Below are 24141 nucleotides of genomic sequence, written 5' to 3' on the forward strand. Positions count from 1 at the left end.
TGACATGTTCGACGTGGCCGAGGAGAGCGTGTTAGCCCGGCTGGCACCGGAAGACCGGCAGCAATTCCTTGCTCTCGGTGCCCGACGTCAGTTCGACGCAGGCAGCGTCCTGATGCGTCAAGGCGAAGTCGCGGACATGGTCTATGTCCTGCTGGACGGCTATGTAAAGGTGACCGCGATCAGCGAGGAGGGGGACCTGGTCTTTCTCGCCGTACGCTCCCGGGGTGAGCTCGTCGGTGAGATCGGCGTCCTGGACGGCAGCCCTCGACCGACCACAGTGACAGCGACCGGAGCGGTTGTGGCGCTGGGCATCGGCGGACCGGCATTCCTCGACTTCCTCGCCCGGCGTCCTTCCGCGGCAGCCGCCGTCACCCGGAGCGTGACCGAGAAGTTCAGGTTCTCGATCCAGCGACGACTGGACGACGTCGGCTCCGTCCGCGCCCGCCTCGCCAGGGTCCTGCTCGACCTCGGCGTGCGCTGGGGCCTGTCGGGACCGCGCGGAACGGAGATCGCGGTCGGACTCAACCAGGGCGAACTCGCGGCCCTGGTGAGAGCGACGGAGCGCTCGGTGAACGAGGCGCTCGCGGACCTCCGGTCGTACGGAACCGTATCCATCGGTTACCGGCGCGTGGTGATCCACGACTGGGACGGTCTGCGCAAGGCGGCGGGCAGCACACCCTGATCCCGGGCGCGCGTGGCTCCGTGCGGGCGCGAAGCCGGCTTCCCGACGAGAGAAATTTGGCCAAATCCCGCAGCAGGACGGGGAGTCGGGAAGCACCACCGGCCTCTAATGGTGCGGTACCCGCCGTTTGACTGGCCCCTACCCCTGTTCGCCCTGGATTCGATGGCATCGCCTGCACGGGGAGAAGACCATGGACCAAAACGAACGTCCCTCAGCACGGGTGCGGATCACGCCGGAAGGCGCCGCACAGGTGACCGTGCACGGCCTCCCTCCACGCACACCCTTCCGGTTCTGCCTGGTCGACAAGCGTGGACGGGGAGTCCTGGAGTCTCCGGAATCGCTCACGGACGAGGACGGAGTGGCCGCGGGCGTGCTGCCCTGGACGGTCGACTGGTCGAAGCTGCGCTGTGTCGTATCACTGCCGCTGACCGGGAGCAGGATCGAACTGCCGGAGCCCGCCCATGCCGATCTGCACCGGCCGACGTACACCGATGAGCGACGCACTTTCACCGGCCTGATGCGTCGCGGACTCAAGGAAAGCGGCTTCGAGCAGGCCTTGGGCCGCGCGCTCGCGTCAACGCCCCACTCGGGGCTGCCGGTCCCGCTTCGGAACGCGGTGGAGGAAGCCCGCAGCTACGGGCCTGGCCGGGTGCTGGTGAGTCAGGAACGGGCCAAGGGCCAGCCCGTTTTCGCCGTGTACCACCAGGCCCCTCAGCAGCAGCGTCCCCAACTCGTCGAGCAGGTGCCGGCCGGCGCGGTCGGCCCGTGGCAGGGCACATCTGTCGATTCCTGGCCGGCCGCCGGGTCGGCCGACACGCGCGCCTGGGAAATCAGCTGACACGACGTACGGGGAGGGAGTGGCCGTCATGGCATTCAGCGACGTGCTGGACATGTTGGACGACTGGTTCGACGACGCGCTCGACTGGGTCGCGGAGCAGATCGAAGGGCTGCTGGTGGCGACGTTCGCCGCGCTGGGGTCGGCGGCCGCCTGGGTGGTCAACACCGTCGGACGGTATTTCAAGAGCGTTCTCGACTGGTTGTTCGGCTTCTCGTGGGTCCGCCAGCAGGCCGGGAGGCTGTTCGTCTGGCTCAAGGGCGGCGAAGCCACGGTGGTCGTTCCCACCCCGTACCAGATCGAGGAGGTGAAGAGCCTCGATCAGCTGAAGAACCTGCCACCCGTCGCGAAGCGAACCGTGACGCTGACCGACACCGAGCGTCAGGCGTTCGGCCAGACAGGACTGGACACCGGAAAGCTGTACGTCGTCGATCACGGCTGAACCGCCGGCGACGGCGCGCGGCAGAAACGTGGGGGAAGCCATGCGGATCGTCTCGTTGTTCCCGCCCGAGTTGTCCGGTTCACTGGCCGGGCAGATCAAGGAAATACTCCCGGAGAAGCTGCTGGGGGAGGCATTCCGGCTGGTTTTGGCGCCGTCGCCGTCGGATGTCGAAACCCTGGTGCACGGTGCTTCTCGTCTGGCCTACCTGGAGTGCGAGAGCCGGTTCGCCGAGAGGACCTCGCAGGTGCGTGCCTTCGCGGTCTCCGGCCATCGCGACCAGGAGCACGGTGAGCAGCTTCTCGCCCAGCTCCAGGACGTGCCCATTCGCCTGCCCGTCGGGGTGCCGCTGCTGCACGTACACCTCGACGGTGCGAGCCCGGCGGCGCACGACAGCGACCGTGACGATTCCGCCCCTGACCGGCGCGGCACCGATCCCGCGTCGCTCTACCAGCTGATCCGTCCCAGCGCCGGGCTGGACGACCTGGTCCTCGCGGAAGCGACCAAGAACCGGCTCCTGCGGAATGTGACGGTGCTCCGCCATCGCGACACCCTGCGGGACTGGGGTTTTTACGACATTCCCGGCTACGAGAACCGCCTGGGAAGTTCCCTGAACTTCGTCGGCCCCTCCGGGACCGGGAAGTCACTGGCAGCCAAGGCCGTCGCCCACGAGCTGGGCCGCCCCCTGCTGGTGGTGGATTACGCGCAGCTCGAATCGGCCTATGTGGGCGAGACGTCCAAGAACATCAAGGCCGTATTCGATGCCGCCAGGGAACAGCAGGCCGTCCTCTTCTTCGACGAGGCGGATTCCTTTCTCGGCGCCCGGGTGCGAGAGGTCCGGCAGTCGTACGACACCGCGGTCAACAGCACCCGGGCGGTCATGCTCATGCAACTTCAGGAATTCGACGGTGTGGTGCTCTTCGCCACCAATCTGCCCTCGAACTACGATCAGGCGTTCTTTCGCCGGATCCTCGATCACGTCGAGTTCCCGCTCCCGGACGAGCAGTCCCGCGCCCGCATCCTCGCTCTGCACACCCCTGCGCGCTTGCCCGGGAAGGAGTCACTGGACTTCGCCGCACTGGCCGCGCGCAGCGAGGGACTGAGCGGTGGCGACCTGGCCAACGTCATGTACCTGGCCTCTCTGCGCCTGCTGGAGCGCGTAACTGCCGGGGAGGAGCAGGCCGTGCTGGCGGAGACGGACGTCATCGATGCCGTGGACGACGTCCGCAACGGCAAGAGCATGATGGGTGAGGGGCGGCCCACGCCTCCGCGACTACGCGAACTCACCGAGCAGGACCTCGGTCTTGCGTCGGATTCCCCGAACGACGAATGACGTCAGGAGACCGGAGGACTCACCGCAGCTCGCCGACGTAACGGTCCGTGCCCGGCACCGTAGGGACGAACGGTGCCACCAGTTCCACCCTGCCGAGCCCCGATTCCGCCACCGCCGTGTCGAGGCCGGTGAAGTGGCTCTGCCAGCACTCCCTGGGGTCCGTCTGGAGGAACCACAGCAGGGTCAGGCGGGTGTCGACGCCCTCGACCTGCTTGACGTAGGTCATGCGGTCGCCGGGGAGCGGGGTCGGGCGGAAGGCCGTCACCATGGCCGCCGGGGAGCCCGCGAGGCGCTTGGGGAGGTGGCGGGAGCGCAGCCACTCCAGGAGTTCGGCGCGCTGCTCGGGGGTGTCGGCCTCGACGACCTGGAGGACCAGGCCGGCGTAGGGGTGGTCGAGGGCGTGCTGGTCCCTCGGGCCCGCCGCGCCGTCCCGGTACACGGTCGCCTCGTGGTCCTGGAACGCGGTGAGGACGTGGGTGCGGTCCTGGTAGACGCGGCCGTCGCGGTTGAGGCGCTTGTTGATGGAGACAGTCCAGCGCATGTGGTCGTCGTAGCGGCCGGCGGTGATCCAGTAGGTGGAGAGGTAGCAGCCCGTGGTGACGGGCTGGGCGATCGCCGACTTCTCGGGGTAGCGCAGGAGTTGCAGGTCCCGGGTCGCCACCCAGCGGCGGCCCGCGTACATCCAGGGCATGGCCATCGCGCCGGCGTAGTAGTGGTCGTCCTCGTACCAGCGGTTGTAGGCGTACTCGTGGCCCGGGTGCGGTTCGACCATGGTGATCAGGGCGTGGCCGGGGTGGGTGCCGTAGGGGCCGACGGCGGCCAGTTCGGCGTACAGCTCGCTGCGGGTGTCGTCGCTCATGCCCTTCCCCTTCGTCGGTGACAGGCCCATACTCTGACGCTCCGTCAGATAAAGCGCCAGGGGTCCGGTCCGGTCCGGCTTCGGGGAGGTTCTGTCATGTCAGTGCTCGCGGGGAAGACGGTCGTGGTGTCGGGAGTCGGGGCCGGTCTTGGGCGGCAGGTCGCGGCGGCCGTCGTACGGGACGGCGGGCGGGCCGTGCTCGGTGCCCGGACGGAGGCGAACCTGGCGAAGACGGCCGCCGAGCTCGATCCGGACGGGACGCGCACGGCGTACCGGGCGACCGACATCGCCGACGAGGCGCAGTGCGAGGCGCTGGCGGGGCTGGCGGCGGAGCGGTTCGGGCGGATCGACGCGGTGGTGCATGTGGCCGCGCTGGACAGCTACTTCGGCGGTGTCGAGGACGCGGACTTCGAGACGTGGCGTGCGGTGCTGGACGTGAACCTGCTGGGCACGCTGCGGATGACCCGGGCCTGTCTGCCGGCACTGAAGAAGGGCGGCGGCGGGTCGGTGGTGTTCGTCGGGACGCAGTCGGCGGTGGCGGCTCCGTCCCAGGTGCGGCAGGCGGCGTACGCGGCCTCGAAGGGTGCGCTGACCAGCGCGATGTACTCGCTGGCGCGGGAGCTGGGGCCGTACCGGATCCGGGTCAACACCGTGCTGCCGGGCTGGATGTGGGGGCCGCCGGTGCAGGCGTATGTGCGCTTCACGGCACAGACGGAGGGCGTACCCGAGGCGGTGGTCCTGGAGCGGCTGACCGGGCGGATGGCACTGCCCGAGCTGGCGGCGGACTCGGATGTGGCCGACGCGGCGGTGTTCCTGGCGTCGGACCGGGCCCGGTCGATCACCGGACAGTCATTGCTGGTCAACGCAGGGGAGTTAATGCGATGAGTTCATGTAGGTGAACCAAGGCCATCACGCCGAACATTTTTACCCCTCCTTGACCTTACCGTCACTTGTCGTGTTCACGCGGTAGCGTCCACGATGAGCGCCGGGCTGACCCCTGGGAGGGCGCACATGAACGGTCTCGACTGGGCCGTGCTCATCGGCTACTTCGCCGTGATGGTCGCGATCGGCGTCTGGTCGCACAAACGCGTGGACAACGTCAGCGACTTCTTCACCGCCGGCGGCAAGATGCCCTGGTGGCTCTCCGGCATCTCCCACCACATGTCGGGCTACAGCGCGGTGATGTTCACCGGGTACGCGGGCATCGCCTACACCTACGGCGTCACCTCCTTCGTCACCTGGTCCTTCCCGATCGCCCTCGGCATCGCCATCGGGTCGAAGCTGTTCGCGCCGCGCATCAACCGATTGCGCTCGCGCCTGCATGTGGCCTCCCCGCTGGAGTACCTGAAGAACCGTTACGACCTGAAGACCCAGCAGGCGCTGGCCTGGTCCGGCATGCTGCTGAAGATCGTCGACGTGGGCGCGAAGTGGGCGGCGATCGCGACGCTGCTGTCGGTGTTCACCGGGATCTCCCTGAACCAGGGCATCCTCATCACCGGTGCCATCACGGCGATCTACTGCACGATCGGCGGCCTGTGGGCGGACGCGCTGACCGAACTCGGCCAGTTCATCATCCAGTTGCTGGCCGGCATCGCGATGTTCGTGGCCGTCTTCGTCCGGCTCGACGACCACGGCGGCTTCTTCGGGGTCTGGGACTCCCCCGAACTCCAGGGCCATGAGAAGCCGCTGGTCGGCCCGTACGGCACGGTCTTCCTGCTCGCGTTCCTCTTCATCAAGCTCTTCGAGTACAACGGCGGCATGCTCAACCAGGCCCAGCGCTACATGGCCACGCCGAACGCGAAGGAGGCCGAGCGGTCGGCGCGGCTCTCGGCGGTCCTGTGGCTGGTCTGGCCGCTGGTGCTGTTCTTCCCGATGTGGATGTCGCCGCTGCTGGTCGAGTCGCAGAAGCCGGACGGCTCCGACTCCTACGCCCTGATGACCGAACAGCTCCTGCCGCACGGCCTGCTGGGCCTGGTCATCGTCGGCTTCTTCTCGCACACGATGGCCATGTGCTCCTCGGACGCCAACGCCATCGCGGCGGTGTTCACCCGGGACTGCGCGCCGGTGATCTGGGCCAGGGCACGGACGTGGAACCAGAGCCAGGGCCTGCGGGTCGCCCGGATCGCGACGGTCGTCTTCCTCGGCCTGTCCATGGCGGCGGCGACCCAGGTCAACTCCCCCGCGTTCAAGGACATCATCACGGTCGTCATCAAGTGGGTGGCCGGTCTGATGGGCCCGATGGCCATCCCGATGATGCTGGGCCTGCTGCGGGCGTTCCGCCGCTCCGGCCCGACGGCCGCGCTCGTCAGCTGGTCGATGGGCCTGCTCGCGTTCTGGCTGGTGAACTACCCGATCCACTGGAACGTCGAGGGCGGCGTCCCGCTCCAGTACCAGGTCTCGATACCGCTGGCGGTGTCCCTGGTCCTCTACATCCTCGTCGGCTACATCAAGCCGGAGGACACCCCGGAGCGGCTGGCGCTGATCGAGAAGATCAACACGGACGGGGACGGGGCGGCGGCCGCGGCGGTCCCGGCGCCGGCCGGTCCCGCGGACGAGGTGGTACGGACGACGGCCCGGGAGTGACCCTTGGGTGCCTGTGCCGGTCAGGCCCGGGGGTAGCGGGCGAGCCACCCCGGCGACGATCCCCCGGGCCCGTGCAGGGCGGGCCCCTGGGTCATCTCCATGGCGAAGTCGTCGGCCAGCTCCAGGACGGTGGGACGGCCCTCCAGCTCGGCCAGCCAGGCCGGGGGGAGGGCCGTTTCCCCGTGCAGGGCGCCCAGCAGGCCGCCGGTCAGCGCGCCGGTGGCGGCGGACGGGCCGTCGTGGTTGACGGCGAGACACAGCCCGTGCCGGACGTCGGCGGCGACGAGGGCGCAGTACACGGCGGCGCCGACGAGGCTCTCCGCCGTACCGGCTCCGCACAGCTCGCTCACGCGCTCCGGGCCGGGCATGCCCTGCCGTACGGCGCCCAGCGCGTGCTGGAGGGCGTCCGACACGGGCTGGTGCCCGGGCCGGGCGGCCAGCATCGCGAAGGCCCGCTGCACGGCACCGTCGAGGCTCTCGCCGAGGGCGAGGGCATGCACGATCACGGCGTACGCGCCCGCCGCGAGCGAGGCCGTGGGGTGCCCGTGGGTCTGCGCCGCGCACTCGACGGCGAGCTGCGCGACCAGCTGCGGCTCCCATCCCACCAGCAGTCCGAACGGGGCGGACCGGGTGGCGGCCTCGGGTCCGGCCGCACCGGGGTTCTTGGGCGCGTCCGGGGTGCCCATGATCTCGTCGCCGAGCCCCAGCAGCAGGGAGCGGTCGGGATCGCGCCGCGCGTACAGCCACTCCTCCCGCGCGAGCCAGCCGTCGTCCTTGCGGCGCTCGTCGGGTCCCCAGTCCCGCTGGGTGGCGGCCCAGCGCAGATACGCCCGGTGCACATCGGTGGGCGGATGCCAGGCTCCGGTGTCGCGGCGCACCTGGGCCCGGATCAGTCCGTCCACGGAGAACAGGGTGAGCTGCGTGATGTGCGTGACAGCGCCGCGTCTGCCGTAGGCGGGGGCCAGATCGACCAGCCCCTCGGCCCCGTGCGCCTCCCTGATCCCGTCGATCCGCAGCCCGTCCACGGGCGTGCCCAGCGCGTCCCCCACGGCCACGCCGAGCAGCGTGCCGCGCACCCGGCTGCGGAAGTCCTGCTGCTCCGTACGGCCCCAGACGGCGCCGGCAGTCGCACCCACCTTGACCTCCCAGGGACCGTCCATACGTACGACAGCTAGGCACTGTAATCGAACGGGGACGGTGGGTTCAGCGGGCGGAATACCGTCTTCACTTGCGGTTTACGGACCGTCGCTCTCAGCGTTCGAGACATCGGACAGGCGTGCGAGGATCCCTGGGTGAACGATCTACGTGTGCGCCCGGCCACCGAGGCCGATCTGTCCACCCTCGTCCGCCTCCGCGACGACGCGGCCCGATGGATGCTGGCCCGGGGCATCACCGGGCAGTGGCAGCCGGGAGAGCTGGACGAGTCCCACTTCCGCCGGGTCATGACACGGGGCGAGGTCTGGCTCGCGGAGGCGGGCGGGGGCGTCGCCGGCGCCTGGGAACTGTGGTGGGAGGACGAGGCGGCCTGGGGCCCACAGCCACCTGTGGCCGGGTACGTGCACCGGCTCATGGTGGACCGGAGCGCGTCCACGCCCGGGACGGGGCGGCTGCTGCTGGAGGCCGCGGAACGCCGCGTAGCTGCGGCGGGCCGAACCCACGTACGCCTGGACTGCCTGGCCGGCAACACCGCGCTCACCGCGTACTACCGCGAGGCGGGCTACCGAATAGTGGGCCACAAGGAGGGCAAGCCCCAGCCGGGCGGCACGCCCAAGTCCTTCACGCTGCTGGAGAAGGAACTCGGGCGTCTGGCATTCACCGGCGGCGCCTGGTCCGAGTTCCTGGAGTTCGCGACGGAGCGCTAATCCACGCCCGCGAGGAACGGCCCCAGTACCGCGCGGTCCGCATCCGAGAGGCGTTCCAGTGCCCCGGGATCCAGTTCGCGTACGCGTTCCACATCGGCGCGGGCCTCCTCGGGCCGGGACATGGTCGCGTGGAGCGCGGCCCGGCGGCACAGGGCCCAGACGTAGCCCGGGCGGAGTTCCACGGCCCGGTTCAGGTCCGTGAGGGCTTCGGTGTGGCGGCCGAGGTGGGCGAGGGACGCGCCCCGGCTGGCGTAGGCCGAGGTGTAGGCGGGGTCCAGGGCGAGCGCGTGGTCGAGGTCGGCGACGGCCTCCTCGTCGCGACCGGCGGCACGCAGGGCGTCACCGCGTTCGCAGCGGGCCCACGGCCAGTCGGGGGTCAGGGCGAGGGCGCGGTCGAGGTCGGCCAGTTGGCGGGCGGAGTCGCCCAGGGCCCGCCACACCCGGGCGCGGCGGGCGAGCGCCCAGGCGTAGTCCGGCTTGAGGTCCAGTGACCGGCCCAGGTCGGAGAGGGCAGCTTCCAGGTCTCCCCGGCGTTCGTGTGTGGCGCCCCGGGACGCCCAGGCGAAGTCGTTGGCCGGGTCCAGGCGGATCGCTTCGGTCAGGTCCCGGATCGCCTCCGAGTCGTGCCGGGCGATGCGGTGGTGTTCGCCGCGCAGGGCGACATACCCGGCGTGGTTCGGCTCCAGCGCCACCGCCCGGTCCAGGTCGGCGATCGCCGCGTCGTGGTCGCCCCGGTCCCCGCGGATCCCGGCCCGGTGGCGGTAGGCGACCGCGAGTCCGGGATCGAGGGCGACGGCCCGGTCGTACTCGGCGAGGGCCTGCGCGTACGCGCCCTCGCCGCGCAGCTCGTCGCCCCGGACGACTCGGGCGCGGGCCTGGGCCGGCGCGTCGAGTACCGCACGGCTCAGGAGCAGGCCGAGGGCCGCGCCGATCCCCTCCGCGTCGAGTGCGTCCGTCAGCTTCGTCCCCCACTCGGCCACCGGCTCCACATCGGCGTCCTGTCCGGCGTCCACCAGGACTCGTGCCCATCGCACGGCCATGACCTCACCGGCTTCACAGGCGTGGACGAAGTCCCCCAGCGCCTGCGGCAATGCGTCCCGCTCACCCGCGCAGAGGAGGTGGTACGACTCGGCCTGGCGCAGGTCCCGCCAGGTGTCGTGCGACCAGAGATCTTCCAGCCCTCGTCCGGCCTCCTCCCGCCATTCCCGGAACGTCCGCGCCAACCGCCGCTGCCGCTCGGCCCATCCGCGTGGCGACCGCCGCCGTTCGGCGCGCAGCATCGGCGCCCGTACGACGTCGTGGTAGCGCAGCCGTCCCCCGGCGCGCTCGACGACGAACGGCATGCCCCGCAACCACGCGTAGAGGGAGGGAAGTTCCTCCTCCGGGCAGTCGGCCGCCGCACGGAACACATCCCCGTCCAGCCACCTCGGCAGCGCGCAGGACAGCGCGGCGGCCCGGCGGGCCGGGTCCTGCTCCCACTTCAGGAAGCGGTCGACCGCCGTGGCGCTCGGGTCGCCGACGTCCTCCGCGTCGGTGGGGCGGGACTCGGCGAGGGTGGAGACCAGGACGGGGAGGCCACCGGTGAGGCGCAGAACCTCCTCGACGACCGGTTCGGCGGTCACCCCCTTCCCGGCCAGCAGGCCGCGTGCCTCCGCCTCGGTGAAGGGGGCCAGCGGGACCTCCGCCACGAAGTCCCGCACACCGCCCCAACGGGTCGCGCCCAGGGGGCGTTGGCCCGCCGTGACCACGACGAGCGTTGCGGGCACGGCACCGTGGCGGTCGGTTGTCATCGTCTCGTGCAGCCAGTGGTCCAGGTACGGGGCCGTCCGCTCGTACGTGTCGAAGAACAGGGCGATCCAGGGGACCGAGGCCGTCGCGTCGGTGAGTTCACGCAGCAGCACGGGGGTCAGCACCTGCTCGGGGGCGAAGACCAGTTGCACGTCCTCGTGGTTGCGGAAGCGGGCCATCACGCTCTCCCGGAGCCGGTCCACCCCGCCCGCGAACTGCTCCGTGTCGAGCATGCCCGCGAGGGGGCCGACCACCGGGACCATCCCCAGCGCGATCACGCCGCCCCGGGCCACCACTCTCCCGCCCGTCGACGGGCCGGTGTCCTCCGGCTGCCCGTCCAGTGCGGCGAGCGCGGCCACGGTCGCCTCATGGCGGCGCTCCTCGTGGGCGGCGAGCAGGCGGTTCAGCTCCTTCAGCCTGCGCCCCTGGGCGGTGAACTGCCGGCTGATCTCCGCCATCACCTCCGGCACACTGCCGGCGCTGTCGTCCACGTACGCGGTCAGCGCGCCCTGTTCACGGGCGATCTGCTCCAGATCCCGCAGCAGGAAGGTCTTTCCGACGCCCGCGTTGCCGTGCAACATGGAAGCGGAAGCGGTGGCGTTCGTCATCCGGGGCGGTGGCGAAGTTCGCGCGGAACAGGGCCCGTTCGGCCCTCCGGCCGATGAAGCCGGCCCGGGTGCGTTGCCGTATCAGGTCCTGCATCGACGGTCCCGGCTGCGCCATCCGTACGTTCCCCTCGTCTCGCCCGGTCGGCTTCCGCCGTCATTGTCTCGCGCTCGCCCCGGCGTCCGGGGAGAATGATCGGCATGGCCACCTCCCCAACTTCACGCGGCGTGCTGCCTCTTGCCGCCATGCTGCTCACCGCCACCATCGCTCTCTACATGGCGCTCGTCGCCTTCGGGAACATCACCGACTTCGGCACCAACCAGCAGTTCGTCCGGCATGTGCTGGCCATGGACACCACGTTCAAGGACGAGGACCTGATGTGGCGGGCCATCACCAGCGAGGCGCTTCAGGACGCCGCCTACATCGCGATCATCGCGTGGGAGACCGTCGCCGCGTTCGTCCTCATAGCCGGGACCTGGCTGTGGGCCAGACGTGATCAGCGGCGTGCCCGGCAGTTGTCGACCTACGGACTGCTGATGGTGATGCTGCTGTTCGGGGCCGGGTTCATCGGGATCGGCGGCGAGTGGTTCTCGATGTGGCAGTCGAAGAGCTGGAACGGACTGGACGCGGCGACCCGGGTCTTCCTGTTCAGCGGTGTCGTGCTGATCGTCAACCAGTTGCCGGTCGCGCGGACGGAATCCTCCACTACCTGACCACGGTCACGGTCGTACCGACCGTGCCGAACGCCCACAGTGCCGTGCCGTCCGCCTTCCGCATCCGGACCCCGCCCGTCTTCGTGCCGGAGGCGGCGGGCGGCGGTGAGGCGCCGTCGACCGCGTTGGAGAAGGCGACGGAGACGCCGGACTTCGCGGCGAAGTACATGATGTGCTCGATCTGGACGCCGTCCGAGCCGGTCGTACTCTCCATGCGCGACGACACCGTGTACGAGCCGGGGTCGGGGCTGACCGTGCCCGGCCACACGGTGAACGTACGGCGGCTCCCCTCGCTCGCGTCGACCAGCCACACCCGCTTCTCGCCGAGGGAGTAGACGACGCGCCGGCCGGTGCCGGAGCCGTCGGGCACCCGGGTCGGGGCGGACGCGGAGGGGGTGGGCCGCACGCCCGCAGACGCCGCGCTGCTCGGCTTGGCCGAGGAGGCGGTGGGATGCGGGCCCCGGTCCGCCTGCACGGCCAGGACCGTCACCGCGGCTATCGCTCCCACGGTCAGCCCGGTCGTCCAGGCCCACGAAGGAAGTCGGGCAGGCACGGGCACGCATCTCCTCAGTCACGGGACCCCGTACAGCAGGCGGGGTTCCGATCATCGTACTGCGCGCCCGCCTCTTCAGGGGCGGTGGACACCACGCCGTCCCAGCCCTCTCCCGGAAACCGTGAACACTTTTCGCGAAAGTGTTCACGGTTTCCGACACACGTCCCGACCCCGGCCGATTCGGCCACAGCGACCGTCGGTCTCAGCGGCCGTCGGTCTCAGCGGCCGTCGGTCTCAGCGGCCGTCGGCGGTCTTGCGGACGGGCACCGGGCCCGTGCCGGCGCCATGGGCGGTGTGGAGCGGCGCGCGGGCGGGGGCCGGGTAGGAGAGGTGGACGAGCCGGGACTGCTCCTGCCGCATGTGCGTGAGGGACTCGAGGATGTAGCCCACGAGCAGGACGAGGGCCGCGATGGTCATGATGGCGGCGGCGAGGATGGCCGTGGGGACCCGGGGCACGGTGCCCGTCTCGATGAAGTCGGCGATGACGGGGATGCCGAGGATGAGCGAGACCAGGGCCAGCACGCCCGCGATCACGGTGTGGACGAGCGAGGGGCGCTCGCGCCGCGCCAGGTCCAGGATGACCCGCAGGATGCGCCAGCCGTCCCGGTAGGTGCGCAGTTTGCTCTCGCCGCCGGCGGGCCGGACCCGGTAGTCCACGACGACCTCCGCGGTGGGCAGCCGCAGGTGCAGCGCGTGGATCGTCATCTCGGTCTCGGTCTCGAACTCGCGGGCCAGCGCCGGGAAGGACTTCACGAAGCGCCGCGAGAAGACCCGGTAGCCGCTGAGCATGTCGGTCACGTCGTTGCCGAACAGGGACCGCACGGTCCCGGTGAGCACCTTGTTGCCGACCGCGTGTCCTGCCCGGTAGGCCCCGTCGACCGTCACCCGGCGGGCGCCGACGACCTGGTCGTAGGGCCCTTCGAAGAGCAGGTCCACCAGGTCCCGGGCGCGGGTGGCGTCGTAGGTGTCGTCGCCGTCGATCAGGAGGAGCGCGTCCGCGTCGACGTCGGCGAAGGCGCGCCGGATGACATTGCCCTTGCCCTTGCGGGGCTCCTCCCGGACGATCGCGCCCGCTCCCCGGGCGATCTCCACCGTGCGGTCGGTGGAGGCGTTGTCGTACACGTAGACGACGGCCTCGGGGAGCGCCGCCCGCAGGTCGCGGACCACCTTGCCGATGGCCGCCTCCTCGTTGTGACACGGCACGACACACGCGATCGTCGGTTGCACGGCTGCTCCTCTCGAACCGGTACCGAATACGACGAAAATAATGCGATATGGGCGGGTCTGGTCGGCGAGGGCGCGCCGGGCCGTTAGTCTCACCGTGTGCCGGTCCTCGCAACTGTCGCGCTGCGTGCGCGTGACGCCGTCAAGGGCGTCTGGCGCGAGGCCGCCAAGTTCGGAGTCGTCGGCGCCTTGGCCTTCGTCGTGGACAACGGCGGCTACAACCTGCTGGTCTTCGGCCTGCCCGGCGGCGCGGAGGGCGGGCCGATGCGGGCCTCCCCGGTGCAGGCGTCCGTCATCGCGACGACGGCGGCCGCGCTGTTCAGCTGGGCCGGGAACCGCTACTGGACCTACCGCGACCAGCACCGCGAGAAGGTGACCCGCGAACTCGTCCTGTTCCTGGTGGCGAACGGCGTCGGGCTCGCCATCACCGCGGGCACGGTCTTCGCCTCCCGGCAGCTGCTCGGGCTCGACTCGGCGCTCAGCGACAACACCGCCCGGATCTTCGGCTGGGTGCTCGCGACCCTGTTCCGCTTCTACGCCTATCGGCGCTACGTCTTCGTCGTCCCGTGAGCCGTTAGCATCCGACTTATGGGACAAATCGGATGGATGCCGCGGGTGCGGCGCTGGGTCTGGGTACTGGCCGCCGTCGCCGCGGTCTGCTGTCTGGGCACGATCCTGGTCTTCGCCCCGGGCTACCTGAGTCCCGACAGCCTCGAGCAGCTCCGCCAGGCCGAGGGCAAGCTGCCCCTGACGGACTGGCACCCGCCGGTGTTGAGCCTGGTGTGGCGTGCGCTGATCGCCGTGACCGGGTCGTTCGCGTCCATGGCCGTTGTCCAGTCACTGCTCTTCTGGGGCGCGCTCTGGACTCTGGCCTGGTGCGTCTACAAGCTGACCGGGAGGCGCGCCGGTTCACTCGCCGTGCTCGGGCTCGGGCTGACCCCTTGGGTGATGACGTTCGTAGGGGTGGTGTGGAAGGACGTCCACGCGGCGTTCGCGCTGCTCGCCGCCTGCGCGGTCGCGTTCACCGGGCTGCGGCTGCGGGACCGGGACCTGCGCCGTCCCGCCCTGCGGTGGGGGCTGCTCGGGCTGGGCGTGCTGTTCCTCGCGTACGCCATGCTGGTTCGCAAGAACGCCTTCTTCGCCGCGATCCCCGTCTTCGTCATGCTGGTCCTCGCGCTGTGGCGCACTCCCGGACGCCGTACGTGGGTGATGTGCACGGCGTCGCTCGTGGCCGCCCTGGTCGTGCCGGCCGCAGCCATCTCCCTGTTCGCCCGGCCCCTGGAGACGAAACAGGGCGCGCAGATCATGCTCGACGACCTGGTCCACGTCCTGAGGGTGGACGAACTCCGGTCGGCGGACGTGTCCCCCGGCCTCAGGGGACGGCTGGTGTCCGCCGCCGAGGAGTGCAGACGGGTCGGCGCCCTGTCGGACGCCTACTGGGCCTGTTACGCCCGCCCGGCGGACGGGCTGCGCGGAGACTCGGGCGAGATCACGTCCCTGTGGCTGGACGAGATGAGCGGGCATGTGCCGGGGTATCTGCAGTACCGGCTGCGGCTCTTCGCGAGTCTGCTGTTCGAGACCGGCTATCACTACAAGGCGGGGATCACCCGCAACGACCTGGGCATCGAGGTGGCGCACCCCCGTCTCGAGGACATGCTCGGCACCTACGTCGACGGCATGGCCGGGGACCTGCGGTGGCTGTTCCGGGGCTGGTTCTGGCTCGCCGTGGCGCTGGTACTGGCCGTCCGCCCGGGCAAGAGCGTGTTCTCCATGCCGGTCCGGGCGCTGGGCATCAGCTCGGCGGCCTACATCCTCGGCTATCTGCCGATCATGCCCGCGACGGACTACCGCTACATCTACTGGCCGGCGATCGCCTGCTCCCTCGGGCTGGTCCTGCTGTGGCTGGGCCGGGGCGCGACGCCCCCGCCACCGAAAGGCCCCGGCGCCCCGGCCGACCGCGCCCTGGCGACGCATCAGCCGGCGGACGCCGGGGGCCAGTAGACCGTCAGTCCAGTACGGGCAGCAGTTCCGGCAGATGGCCGTCCGATTGCAGTGCCGCCCGCTGCCGCTCTTGCGGGATGTCTCCGTAGAGGGTGTTCCGCGGCTTCGCCGGGCGGCCCGCCGCGTCGGCCACCGCGATGAGGTCCTTGACCGACTTGTACGAGCCGTACGACGAGCCCGCCATACGGGAGATCGTCTCCTCCATGAGCGTGCCGCCGAGGTCGTTCGCGCCGGAGCGGAGCATCTCGGCCGCGCCCTCGGTGCCGAGCTTCACCCAGCTGGTCTGGATGTTGGGGATGTGCGGGTGCAGCAACAGCCGGGCCATGGCCGTGACCGCGCGGTTGTCCCGCATGGTCGGGCCCGGGCGGGCGATCCCGGCCAGGTACACCGGCGCGTTGGTGTGCACGAACGGCAGCGTCACGAACTCGGTGAAGCCGCCCGTGCGCTGCTGGATGCCCGCGAGGGTGCGCAGGTGCCCGAGCCAGTGGCGGGGCTGGTCGACATGGCCGTACATCATCGTCGAGGACGACCGGATGCCCAGCTCGTGGGCCGTGGTCACGACCTCGATCCAGTCCGCCGCGGGCAGCTTGCCCTTGGTCAGGATCCAGCGGACCTCGTCGTCGAGGATCTCCGCTGCCGTGCCCGGGATGGTGTCCAGGCCCGCCTCCTTGGCGGCGGTCAGCCACTCGCGGATGGACATGCCGGTGCGGGTCGCGCCGTTCACGACCTCCATCGGCGAGAAGGCGTGCACATGCATGCCCGGGACGCGTTCCTTCACCGCCCGCGCGATGTCGAAGTACGCCGTGCCGGGCAGGTCCGGGTGGATGCCGCCCTGCATGCAGACCTCCACCGCGCCGACGTCCCAGGCCTGCTGGGCCCGGTCGGCGACCTGGTCCAGGGAGAGGGTGTAGGCGTCGGCGTCCGTGCGGCGCTGGGCGAAGGCGCAGAAGCGGCAGCCGGTGTAGCAGACGTTGGTGAAGTTGATGTTGCGGGTGACGATGTAGGTGACGTCGTCGCCGACGGCCGACTTGCGTACGTCGTCGGCGACCCGGGCGAGCGCGTCCAGCGCGGGGCCGTCGGCGTGCAGCAGGGCCAGCGCCTCGTCGTCGGTGAGCTTCGTGGGGTCGTCGGCGGCCGTGCGCAGGGCCTCGCGTACGTCGGTGTCGATGCGCTGCGGTGTCATGCCGGGGGCGGCGGCCTCGCGCAGGGCGCCCCAGTCGCCGTACACCTCGTCGAAGTCGTCCCGGCGGTCGGAGGTACGGCCCTCGGTGTCGATCGCGGCGTGCAGGTCGGTGCGGCCGGTGGCCGTGAAGACCTCCTCCGGCTCCTGCCACGGCAGGCCCTGCGGAAGGGCGTCGGGGCGGGCAAGCCCGGTCTCCGGGTCGGCCAGCGCCGCCACGTGCGGCCGCAGCCGCGGGTCCAGCCAGGGCTCGCCGCGCCGCACGAACTCCGGGTACACGCAGAGGCGTTCGCGCAGCTCGAACCCGGCGGCCCGGGACTTCTCGGCGAGCTGCTCGATCTGCGGCCAGGGGCGCTCGGGGTTGACGTGGTCGATGGTGAGCGGCGAGACGCCGCCCCAGTCGTCGATGCCGGCCTTGATCAGCCGCTCGTACTCGTCGTCGACGAGGTTGGGCGGAGCCTGGATGTTGCCGCTCGGGCCCATGAGCAGCCGGGCGACGGCCACCGTGGCGACCAGTTCGTCCAGTTCCGCGTCCGGCATGCCGCGCATCGCGGTGTCCGGTTTGGCGCGGAAGTTCTGGATGATCAGCTCCTGCACGCCGTGGTAGGCCCGGGTCACCTTGCGCAGCGCGAACAGCGACTCGGCGCGCTCCTCGTAGTTCTCCCCGATGCCTATGAGGACGCCCGAGGTGAAGGGCACGGAGGAACGCCCGGCGTCCTCCAGGACGCGCAGGCGTACGGCGGGCTCCTTGTCCGGGGAGCCGTGGTGAGGGCCGCCCGGCTCGGACCAGAGCCGGGTCGCGGTCGTCTCCAGCATCATGCCCATGCTGGGCGCGACCGGCTTCAGGCGCTGGAAGTCGGTCCAGCTCATGACGCCCGGGTTGAGGTGGGGCAGCAGGCCCGTCTCCTCCAGGATCCGGATGGAGATGGCCCGTACGTAGGCGAGGGTGTCGTCGTAGCCGTGCGCGTCGAGCCACTCACGCGCCTCGGGCCAGCGGTCCTCGGGCTTGTCGCCGAGGGTGATGAGGGCTTCCTTGCAGCCGAGGGCGGCGCCCTTGCGGGCGATGTCCAGGACCTCGTCCGGGGACATGAACATCCCGTGACCCTCGCGGCGCAGCTTGCCGGGGACGGTGACGAACGTGCAGTAGTGGCACTTGTCCCGGCACAGCCGGGTCAGGGGGATGAAGACGCTCTTCGAGTACGTGATGACACCGGGCCGGCCGGCCGCCTCCAGGCCGGCGTCCCGGACCCGGGCGGCCGAGGCCGACAGGTCCTCCAGGTGCCCGCCCCGGGCCTGGAGGAGCACCGCCGCCTCGGCGACATCGAGGGAGACGCCGTCCCTGGCCCGTTTCAGGGCGCGACGCATGGAGTTCTCGGTGGGGCCCGTTCCGGAGGTCGCGGAAGTCGTCATCCTTCGAGCATACGAGTGCGCTGATCAACCCGGGTGAGCCCCGTCAGTGGAAGGCCAGCCAGCCTATGCCCAGGGCGGAGGTGAGCCCCGCCGCGACAACGGCGGCCGGCCTGTTGCGGTGCAGCGCGAACCAGACCAGCGCGGCGGTCACGAGCACGGCGACCGTGCCGATCGCGGCACGCAACAGCCCTTGGCTGTAGCCGTACTCGCTGAAATTACGGACAAGCCAGGACAACCAGGCAAGCCTCATGAGGCTCTCTCCCCCCGTGGTGAACTGACCGGTAGTTTAGTAGAGGGCGCCAACCTCCCTTGCCGGTGGGGGAGTTGTCAGAGATACCCGGCGAACCCGTCCAGCGCCTTCAGCACCTCCGCCTCCCCCGCCGGAGGCAACTGCACCACGACCTCCTCGATGCCGAGGCCGGCGTAATGGGCGAGCTTGCCCGGGGTGGGGTGGACGGCATAGGGGACGACCTGGAGGGCCTCGGGGTCGCGGCCCGCTTCGGCCCAGGCGGTGCGCAGCCGGGGCAGGGAGTCGGAGAGGCCGCGGCCGCCGATGGGCAGCCAGCCGTCGGCGTACTCGCAGATGTGGGCGAACAGCTTCGGCCCGGCGGCCCCACCGAGCAGCGTGCGCGGCCCGACGACCGGGCCGCGCGGCTTCCGCACGGGCTTCGGGTGCGCGTGACTGGCCCGGACACTGCCGAACTCCCCCTCGTACGCGACCGGTTCCTCCGACCACAGCGCCCGCATCAGCGCCATCCGGTCCCGGCCCAGCTCGCGCCGGGTGCGCCACCGCACGCCGTGGTCGGCGGCCTCCTCGACGTTCCAGCCGAAGCCGACCCCGAGGGTGAACCGGCCGCCGGAGAGGTGGTCCAGGGTCGCCACCTGCTTGGCCAGGTCGATCGGGTCGTGCTGGGCGACGAGCGTGATGCCCGTGCCGAGACCGAGCCGCTCGGTGACGGCGGCGGCCTGGCCGAGCGCCACGAACGGGTCGAGGGTGCGGCCGTACTCGCGCGGCAGCTCGCCGCCCGCCGGCCACGGAGTGGTCCGCTCGACGGGGATGTGCGTGTGCTCGGGCAGATACAGCCCGGCGAAACCGCGGCCCTCCAGCTCCTGGGCGAGCCGGGTGGGGGTGATCGTCTCGTCGGTGAGGAAGATCGTTACGGCGATACGCATGGCCTATCTCTACCCGAGGCGGACCCGCGCGTCCATACCAACCGGTCGGGCTTCATTCCAGCGCCGTGTAGGCGGCGGTGGCGGAGATCTGGCCGAGAAGGTCCGAGGGGACGGTCACCGGCCGGCTCCGACGACCTCGTACGGCTCGTCCCGCATGTCCTGCGCATCACGGTGCGGGCTCCGTAGCTGCCAGACCGTGGCCGGAGGAAGGTTCGCCCACACCGACCAGCGGCCGGTGGCGTAGCGGCGCTGGTAGCCGTCCATGACCTCCTGGGCGGCGTGGTGCCGGTGGGCCTCGGCACGGGAGGAGAACAGGGTGCGGGCCTGCCCGGTGCCCAGGTAGGCGAAGTAGGTCAGGGTGCCGCCCGGGTGCAGCAGCTCAAGAAGGCGGGCCACGATCGCGTCGGCCCGGTCGGGGGTGAAGTTGGTCAGGGGCAGGCCGGCGACGATCACGTCGTAGCGGCCCGCGCCGGGCAGGTCCTCGACGTAGGAGCGGTGCACCCGGACCCGCTCGGGCTCGCCCGCCAGCCGGGGGTGGGTGTCGACGAGCCGGCACAGCCGGTCGGCGAAGCGCGGGTTGGCCTCGACGACGTCCAGACGGCTGCCCGGGGACAGTCGGTGGATGAGGGCGCGGGTGACCGCACCGGTTCCGGCCCCCGCCTCCAGAACGGTCAACGGCCGCGGGGCCAGGGTGCGCACCGGTTCGGTCAGCGCGCGGGCCAGGGCCCGCCCGCTGGGGGCGACGGCGCCGGTGGTGCGCGGATCGCGTGCCGCTTCGGTGAGGAACGTCCAGTCCATGGTGCGTAGATCCATGGTTTCGACGCTAGGAACGAGGCCATGCCCGGAGATCACTCGTTGTGCGGCCGTCCTCCCCTACGAAAGTAGGGGGTCGCATGCGACCGGGGTCGGACGACCGTCCTGCCGGGCCCGCCTAGGATCCCGGGAGTGATGCGGAGAGAGAGCTTCCGGTGGAGCACGTGCGGGCGCTGGTGCCTGGTCGTGCTGCTGACCGCCCTCGCCGTGCTGAACAGCGCCTCCACCGCCGGCGGCCGGTATCTGACGCCGTCCACCGTCCTGGCCGTGCTGTGCGGACTGGCCCTGCTGGTGCGCCGGTCGCCCTGGTACGCCTCGGCCGTGCCGGCCACCGTGGCGACCGGGCTGTGGGGGTGGCCGCTGCTGCCGCTGCTGCTCGTCGCGCTGTTCGACCTGTCGGCGCACCGGCGGGCCCGGGTGGCGGCGGGCTGCGCCGCGGTCGCGCTGAGCGCCAACCTGCTCATCCCTCCGGCGATCTCGCTGTGGACCCCGCAGCAGTACGGCTCCACCCTGTTCGTGCTGCTGGCCCTGGTGGGCGGGATGTGGGCGGGCAATCGCCGGCGGCTGCTGGAGGCGCTGGGCGACCAGGTCAAGCATCTGCGGATCGAGCGGGAGTTGCGCGAGGAGGCGGCCCGGTCCGCCGAACGGTCCCGGATCGCGGCGGAGATGCACGACGTACTGGCGCACCGGCTGAGCCTGATCGCCCTGCACACCGGCGTCCTGACGACCAGGAGCGAGCAGTTGCCCGAGCCGGTCGCGGCCCGGCTGACCCTGCTGCGCACCGCCTCCACCGAGGCCCTGGCCGATCTCCGCGACATTCTCGGGGCCCTGCGCGATCCCGGGGCCGAGCGCGCCGAAGCCGCTCCCGTCCCCGTCCTGCGCGATGTGGACGAGCTGGTCGAGCAGGCCCGGACAGCGGGACAACGGGCCGAGCTGCGGGTCGAGGGCCGGCCCGAGCAGGCGCCGGCCGCGCACCGGCTGGCCGTCTACCGCCTCGTCCAGGAGGCGCTGACCAACGCCCGTAAGCACGCCGGGGGTGCCCCGGTGCGCATCCACCTCGGCTACCTGCCGCCGGCCACCACCGTGCAGGTCACCAACGCGCCCGGCAGCCCGGCCGTGCATGCCGTCGCCTCCGGTTTCGGGCTGGTCGGCCTGCGCGAACGCGTCACCGCCCTCGGCGGCCATCTGCACGCGGGCCCGGGCGGGGCCGGCAGCTGGCGACTGGCGGCCCGTATCCCCCACCCCTCCCCGGCCCTCGCCGAGACCACCAAGTCCCCCGAGACCTCCGAGGCCTCCAAGCCCCCCGACCAGAACGGCACCCCCGCATGATCCGCGTCCTGATCGCCGACGACGACGCCCTGGTCCGCCTGGGCCTGACCGACCTCCTCGACGGGGACCCGGGCATCGAGGTCGTCGCCCAGGCGGCCGACGGACTGCACACCGTCGAGCAGGCCACCGCGCATCGCGTCGACGTCGCCCTGGTCGACGTACGCATGCCCCGCATGGACGGCATCACGGCCACCGCCCGGCTGCGTGCCCTGCCCCAGCCGCCGAGGGTGATCACGCTGACGACCTTCGATCTCGACGAGTACGTCTACGACGCCCTCGCGGCCGGGGCCGACGGCTTCCTGCTGAAGGACACCGACCCGGCCGAGATCCTGCGTGCCGTCCACCTCGTCGCCGCCGGCTCGGCGATGCTCCACCCCAGTGCCGCACGCCGTCTCATCGACCGCTACCACCGGTCGGGCGGGCCGCAGGCGACCGCCGCCCGGGCCGGGCTCGACCGGCTCACGCCCCGGGAACGCGACGTACTGGCCCTGCTCGCCCAGGGCGAGACCAACGCCGACATCGCCGCCCGGCTCGGCATGCGCGAGAGCACCGTCAAGGCCCACGTCAGCCGCATCCTCACCGCGCTGGAGGTCACCAACCGGGTGCAGGCGGCCCTGCTGGCCCGCGACGCCGGCCTCACCGCCTGAAGTCCCCGGCCCACGCGGCCTGTTCCCCTGCCGCCCGCCGCCGGATCCCCTTCCCTTGTCCGCGAGTTCACGGCTGAATACAACGGTGGCACGCACCACCCCTGCACCACCCATGCCTTGTCACCGACGACACCTTGGGAGCAGCAGCATGTGCGAGGACCATCAGGAGGACGGCCACGGCGGGCTCGCCCGGCGGGCTCTGTTCGTGACGGGAGCGGCCGCCGCGCTTACGTTGGGAAGCGTGAGCTTCGCTGCAGCGGCCGACGGGGACCAGGAGACGAGAACGGTACGGGGCACCCTGCCGCCCGGCTCCCCCGACTTCGTGTACGTGCCCGTCGAGGTCCCGGCCGGGGTCCGGGAGATCAAGGTCTCCTACACCTACGACCGGCCGTCCGTCCCGGCCGGCACCACCGGCAACGCCCTCGACATCGGCGTCTTCGACGACCGGGGCACCGATCTCGGCGGCCGGGGCTTCAGGGGCTGGTCCGGCGGGGCGCGCACCGAGTTCTTCCTCCGCGCCGACGACGCGACGCCCGGCTACCTCCCGGGCCCGGTGCGCGAGGGCACCTGGCACATCGCGCTCGGCCCGTACACGGTCGCCCCGCAGGGCCTGTCGTACGAGATCACGATCACGCTGACGTACGGCGAGCCGGGCGAGACCGCCCGGCCGGTGTATCCGCCCGAGCGGGCCAAGGGGCGGGGGCGGGCCTGGTACCGGGGCGACTGCCATCTGCACTCCTGGTACTCCGACGGGCGTCGCACCCCCGCCGAGATCGGGGCCCTGGCGCGGGCCGCGGGGCTGGACTTCATCAACTCCTCCGAGCACAACACGCACTCGGCGCACGCGCACTGGGCGGATGTGGCCGGGGACGATCTGCTGGTCATGCTGGGAGAGGAGATCACCACGCGGAACGGGCACGTGGTGGCGCTCGGCACCGACCCGGGCACCTTCGTCGACTGGCGCTACCGTGCCCGCGACAACCGCTTCGGCCGGTTCGCCCGCCAGATCCGCCGCGCCGGCGGCCTGGTCGTCCCGGCCCATCCGCACGCCACCTGCGTCGGCTGCAACTGGAAGTTCGGCTTCGGCGAGGCCGACGCGGTCGAGGTGTGGAACGGCCCCTACACGCCCGACGACGAGGTGACGCTGGCCGACTGGGACAGCATGCTCGTGGCGTCCGTACGGGACGGGCGTGACTGGATCCCCGCGATGGGCAGCAGCGACGCCCACCGCGACCCGGACCCCGTCGGCAGCCCCCAGACGGTCGTCCTGGCCGACGACCTGACCCGCCGGGCCATCCAGGAGGGCATCCGGGCCGGACGGTCGTACATCGCCGAGTCCGCGAAGCTCGCGCTGTCGTTCCGGGTGTCCGGGGGCCGCGGCGAACACGCCGGCATCGGCGAACGGCTCGCCGTCGGCCGCGACACCCCGGTCACCGTCCGCCTGGACGTCACGGGCGCCCCGCGCTGCACGGTCCGCTTCGTCACCGACCAGGGCGTGCTGCACACGAGCGCACCGCTGCCGGTGGCGGGTGCGGGCGTCGTGGAGTGGCGCACGACACCGTCGTACGCGGCGTACGTACGGGCCGAGGTGCGGCACGAGGCGGCGGCGGGACCGATCCCCGGGCCGCTGGCGGCGTTCACGAACCCCATTTTCCTGGGGCGTTAGCGATGCACGCCCTGCCCGCCCTCACGTGCCGAGGAGTCCGCTGACGATGTCCCGTGTCGCCGACGTCAGGTTCCGCGCCGCCACCGCCTTCCAGCGCCGCGTCAATCCACTCCTGCGCCGCCTGCCCCTCCAGACGGTCATCGAGACCAAGGGCCGCGTCTCCGGGCTGCCCCGGCAGACGCCGGTGGGCGGGCGGCGGGTCGGCGACGCCTTCTGGCTGGTGTCGGAGTTCGGTGAGCGGTCGCAGTACGTCCGCAACATCAAGGCGGATCCGCGGGTGCGGGTGCGGATCCGGGGTCGGTGGCACACGGGGACCGCCCGGCTGGTGCCGGACGACGACCCCGTGGCGCGGCTGCGGCGGCTGCCGCGCGTCAACGGGCTGGGAGTGCGGGCGCTCGGGACGAATCTGCTGACGGTGCGGGTGGACCTGGACGGCTGAGGACAC

General features: G+C 71.4%; 23 protein-coding genes. 14 read left to right on the forward strand and 9 right to left on the reverse strand.

Annotated elements, in window-relative coordinates; all coding sequences use genetic code 11:
• Positions 1–4 precede the first annotated feature (4 nt).
• The 4 genes from ACWIF2_RS06630 to ACWIF2_RS06645 all read left to right on the forward strand — a co-directional run bounded on the left by ACWIF2_RS06630 (position 5) and on the right by ACWIF2_RS06645 (position 3289).
• The gene (locus ACWIF2_RS06630; RefSeq protein WP_454358945.1) at positions 5–682 is read left to right on the forward strand and encodes a Crp/Fnr family transcriptional regulator; all 678 of its coding nucleotides are present in this window, start codon (positions 5–7) and stop codon (positions 680–682) included.
• A 358-nt stretch (positions 683–1040) separates the two neighbouring features.
• Positions 1041–1520: a hypothetical protein gene (locus tag ACWIF2_RS06635; RefSeq protein ID WP_454358946.1), complete on the forward strand. Its 480-nt coding sequence runs from the start codon at positions 1041–1043 to the stop codon at positions 1518–1520.
• Between the two features lie 28 nt (positions 1521–1548).
• The gene (locus ACWIF2_RS06640) at positions 1549–1959 is read left to right on the forward strand and encodes a hypothetical protein (RefSeq protein WP_454358947.1); all 411 of its coding nucleotides are present in this window, start codon (positions 1549–1551) and stop codon (positions 1957–1959) included.
• Positions 1960–1999: 40 nt separating this feature from the next.
• Positions 2000–3289 (forward strand): ATP-binding protein, encoded by a 1290-nt coding sequence (locus tag ACWIF2_RS06645; RefSeq protein ID WP_454358948.1) that lies wholly within the window; start codon positions 2000–2002, stop codon positions 3287–3289.
• Between the two features lie 19 nt (positions 3290–3308).
• Here ACWIF2_RS06645 and ACWIF2_RS06650 read toward each other — a convergent pair whose 3' ends face one another.
• Positions 3309–4148, reverse strand: coding sequence for a hypothetical protein (locus tag ACWIF2_RS06650; RefSeq protein WP_454358949.1), 840 nt, complete (start codon positions 4146–4148; stop codon positions 3309–3311).
• 96 nt (positions 4149–4244) lie between these two features.
• Here ACWIF2_RS06650 and ACWIF2_RS06655 point away from each other — a divergent pair, with 96 nt between their 5' ends.
• On the forward strand, positions 4245–5033 hold the full coding sequence (locus tag ACWIF2_RS06655; protein WP_454358950.1) for an SDR family oxidoreductase: 789 nt from the start codon (positions 4245–4247) through the stop codon (positions 5031–5033).
• A gap of 126 nt (positions 5034–5159) precedes the next feature.
• Positions 5160–6731 (forward strand): sodium:solute symporter family protein, encoded by a 1572-nt coding sequence (locus ACWIF2_RS06660; RefSeq protein ID WP_454358951.1) that lies wholly within the window; start codon positions 5160–5162, stop codon positions 6729–6731.
• Between the two features lie 20 nt (positions 6732–6751).
• Here ACWIF2_RS06660 and ACWIF2_RS06665 read toward each other — a convergent pair whose 3' ends face one another.
• The gene (locus ACWIF2_RS06665) at positions 6752–7867 is read right to left on the reverse strand and encodes an ADP-ribosylglycohydrolase family protein (protein ID WP_454358952.1); all 1116 of its coding nucleotides are present in this window, start codon (positions 7865–7867) and stop codon (positions 6752–6754) included.
• 156 nt (positions 7868–8023) lie between these two features.
• Between ACWIF2_RS06665 and ACWIF2_RS06670 the strand changes: the two genes are divergently transcribed.
• Entirely contained in the window at positions 8024–8593 is a 570-nt protein-coding gene (locus ACWIF2_RS06670; protein WP_454358953.1) for an N-acetyltransferase family protein, read from the forward strand.
• On the opposite strand, the gene ACWIF2_RS06675 is transcribed toward ACWIF2_RS06670, so the two are convergent.
• Entirely contained in the window at positions 8590–10989 is a 2400-nt protein-coding gene (locus ACWIF2_RS06675; RefSeq protein WP_454358954.1) for a tetratricopeptide repeat protein, read from the reverse strand. The genes ACWIF2_RS06670 and ACWIF2_RS06675 overlap by 4 nt on opposite strands.
• A 198-nt stretch (positions 10990–11187) precedes the next feature.
• Between ACWIF2_RS06675 and ACWIF2_RS06680 the strand changes: the two genes are divergently transcribed.
• Positions 11188–11700, forward strand: coding sequence for a DUF2165 domain-containing protein (locus ACWIF2_RS06680; protein WP_454358955.1), 513 nt, complete (start codon positions 11188–11190; stop codon positions 11698–11700).
• Here ACWIF2_RS06680 and ACWIF2_RS06685 read toward each other — a convergent pair.
• Positions 11693–12253 carry a hypothetical protein gene (locus ACWIF2_RS06685; protein WP_454358956.1) on the reverse strand — a complete coding sequence of 187 codons (561 nt, stop codon included), beginning with the start codon at positions 12251–12253 and terminating at the stop codon, positions 11693–11695. The two genes, ACWIF2_RS06680 and ACWIF2_RS06685, sit on opposite strands and share 8 nt — an antisense overlap.
• 234 nt (positions 12254–12487) lie before the next feature.
• On the reverse strand, positions 12488–13480 hold the full coding sequence (locus tag ACWIF2_RS06690; protein WP_454358958.1) for a glycosyltransferase family 2 protein: 993 nt from the start codon (positions 13478–13480) through the stop codon (positions 12488–12490).
• 96 nt (positions 13481–13576) lie between these two features.
• Between ACWIF2_RS06690 and ACWIF2_RS06695 the strand changes: the two genes are divergently transcribed.
• The gene (locus ACWIF2_RS06695; RefSeq protein WP_454358960.1) at positions 13577–14047 is read left to right on the forward strand and encodes a GtrA family protein; all 471 of its coding nucleotides are present in this window, start codon (positions 13577–13579) and stop codon (positions 14045–14047) included.
• A gap of 18 nt (positions 14048–14065) precedes the next feature.
• Entirely contained in the window at positions 14066–15478 is a 1413-nt protein-coding gene (locus ACWIF2_RS06700; protein ID WP_454358962.1) for a hypothetical protein, read from the forward strand.
• Between the two features lie 4 nt (positions 15479–15482).
• On the opposite strand, the gene ACWIF2_RS06705 is transcribed toward ACWIF2_RS06700, so the two are convergent.
• The 4 genes from ACWIF2_RS06705 to ACWIF2_RS06720 form a co-directional block, all read right to left on the reverse strand.
• Positions 15483–18068: a bifunctional FO biosynthesis protein CofGH gene (locus tag ACWIF2_RS06705; RefSeq protein WP_454358963.1), complete on the reverse strand. Its 2586-nt coding sequence runs from the start codon at positions 18066–18068 to the stop codon at positions 15483–15485.
• Between the two features lie 43 nt (positions 18069–18111).
• Positions 18112–18318, reverse strand: a complete 207-nt coding sequence (locus ACWIF2_RS06710; RefSeq protein WP_454358965.1) for a hypothetical protein — start codon at positions 18316–18318, stop codon at positions 18112–18114.
• 77 nt (positions 18319–18395) lie between these two features.
• On the reverse strand, positions 18396–19241 hold the full coding sequence (locus ACWIF2_RS06715) for an LLM class F420-dependent oxidoreductase (RefSeq protein ID WP_454358967.1): 846 nt from the start codon (positions 19239–19241) through the stop codon (positions 18396–18398).
• 114 nt (positions 19242–19355) lie between these two features.
• Positions 19356–20054: a class I SAM-dependent methyltransferase gene (locus tag ACWIF2_RS06720; protein ID WP_454358969.1), complete on the reverse strand. Its 699-nt coding sequence runs from the start codon at positions 20052–20054 to the stop codon at positions 19356–19358.
• A gap of 135 nt (positions 20055–20189) precedes the next feature.
• Here ACWIF2_RS06720 and ACWIF2_RS06725 point away from each other — a divergent pair, with 135 nt between their 5' ends.
• From ACWIF2_RS06725 to ACWIF2_RS06740, 4 genes are all read left to right on the forward strand, one after another.
• Positions 20190–21383, forward strand: a complete 1194-nt coding sequence (locus ACWIF2_RS06725) for a sensor histidine kinase (RefSeq protein ID WP_454358999.1) — start codon at positions 20190–20192, stop codon at positions 21381–21383.
• A complete protein-coding gene (locus tag ACWIF2_RS06730; RefSeq protein WP_454358971.1) occupies positions 21380–22030 on the forward strand; it encodes a response regulator in 651 nt (216 codons plus the stop codon). The genes ACWIF2_RS06725 and ACWIF2_RS06730 overlap by 4 nt, the downstream gene beginning before the upstream one ends.
• A gap of 148 nt (positions 22031–22178) precedes the next feature.
• Positions 22179–23696, forward strand: coding sequence for a CehA/McbA family metallohydrolase (locus ACWIF2_RS06735; protein WP_454358973.1), 1518 nt, complete (start codon positions 22179–22181; stop codon positions 23694–23696).
• A 46-nt stretch (positions 23697–23742) separates the two neighbouring features.
• Positions 23743–24135: a nitroreductase/quinone reductase family protein gene (locus ACWIF2_RS06740; RefSeq protein ID WP_454358975.1), complete on the forward strand. Its 393-nt coding sequence runs from the start codon at positions 23743–23745 to the stop codon at positions 24133–24135.
• Positions 24136–24141 lie beyond the last annotated feature (6 nt).

It is taken from the genome of Streptomyces sp. NPDC055506, assembly GCF_053643595.1.

Excerpts from the sequence above, each read along its gene's own strand:
- ACWIF2_RS06655 (WP_454358950.1), top strand. The coding sequence starts at position 4,245 with ATGTCAGTGCTCGCGGGGAAGACGGTCGTGGTGTCGGGAGTCGGGGCC.
- ACWIF2_RS06705 (WP_454358963.1), bottom strand. The coding sequence starts at position 18,068 with ATGACGACTTCCGCGACCTCCGGAACGGGCCCCACCGAGAACTCCATG.
- ACWIF2_RS06645 (WP_454358948.1), top strand. The coding sequence starts at position 2,000 with ATGCGGATCGTCTCGTTGTTCCCGCCCGAGTTGTCCGGTTCACTGGCC.
- ACWIF2_RS06740 (WP_454358975.1), top strand. The coding sequence starts at position 23,743 with ATGTCCCGTGTCGCCGACGTCAGGTTCCGCGCCGCCACCGCCTTCCAG.
- ACWIF2_RS06675 (WP_454358954.1), bottom strand. The coding sequence starts at position 10,989 with ATGACGAACGCCACCGCTTCCGCTTCCATGTTGCACGGCAACGCGGGC.
- ACWIF2_RS06715 (WP_454358967.1), bottom strand. The coding sequence starts at position 19,241 with ATGCGTATCGCCGTAACGATCTTCCTCACCGACGAGACGATCACCCCC.
- ACWIF2_RS06640 (WP_454358947.1), top strand. The coding sequence starts at position 1,549 with ATGGCATTCAGCGACGTGCTGGACATGTTGGACGACTGGTTCGACGAC.
- ACWIF2_RS06735 (WP_454358973.1), top strand. The coding sequence starts at position 22,179 with ATGTGCGAGGACCATCAGGAGGACGGCCACGGCGGGCTCGCCCGGCGG.
- ACWIF2_RS06630 (WP_454358945.1), top strand. The coding sequence starts at position 5 with ATGTTCGACGTGGCCGAGGAGAGCGTGTTAGCCCGGCTGGCACCGGAA.
- ACWIF2_RS06720 (WP_454358969.1), bottom strand. The coding sequence starts at position 20,054 with ATGGATCTACGCACCATGGACTGGACGTTCCTCACCGAAGCGGCACGC.
- ACWIF2_RS06730 (WP_454358971.1), top strand. The coding sequence starts at position 21,380 with ATGATCCGCGTCCTGATCGCCGACGACGACGCCCTGGTCCGCCTGGGC.
- ACWIF2_RS06680 (WP_454358955.1), top strand. The coding sequence starts at position 11,188 with ATGGCCACCTCCCCAACTTCACGCGGCGTGCTGCCTCTTGCCGCCATG.
- ACWIF2_RS06725 (WP_454358999.1), top strand. The coding sequence starts at position 20,190 with ATGCGGAGAGAGAGCTTCCGGTGGAGCACGTGCGGGCGCTGGTGCCTG.
- ACWIF2_RS06700 (WP_454358962.1), top strand. The coding sequence starts at position 14,066 with ATGGGACAAATCGGATGGATGCCGCGGGTGCGGCGCTGGGTCTGGGTA.
- ACWIF2_RS06660 (WP_454358951.1), top strand. The coding sequence starts at position 5,160 with ATGAACGGTCTCGACTGGGCCGTGCTCATCGGCTACTTCGCCGTGATG.
- ACWIF2_RS06650 (WP_454358949.1), bottom strand. The coding sequence starts at position 4,148 with ATGAGCGACGACACCCGCAGCGAGCTGTACGCCGAACTGGCCGCCGTC.
- ACWIF2_RS06710 (WP_454358965.1), bottom strand. The coding sequence starts at position 18,318 with ATGAGGCTTGCCTGGTTGTCCTGGCTTGTCCGTAATTTCAGCGAGTAC.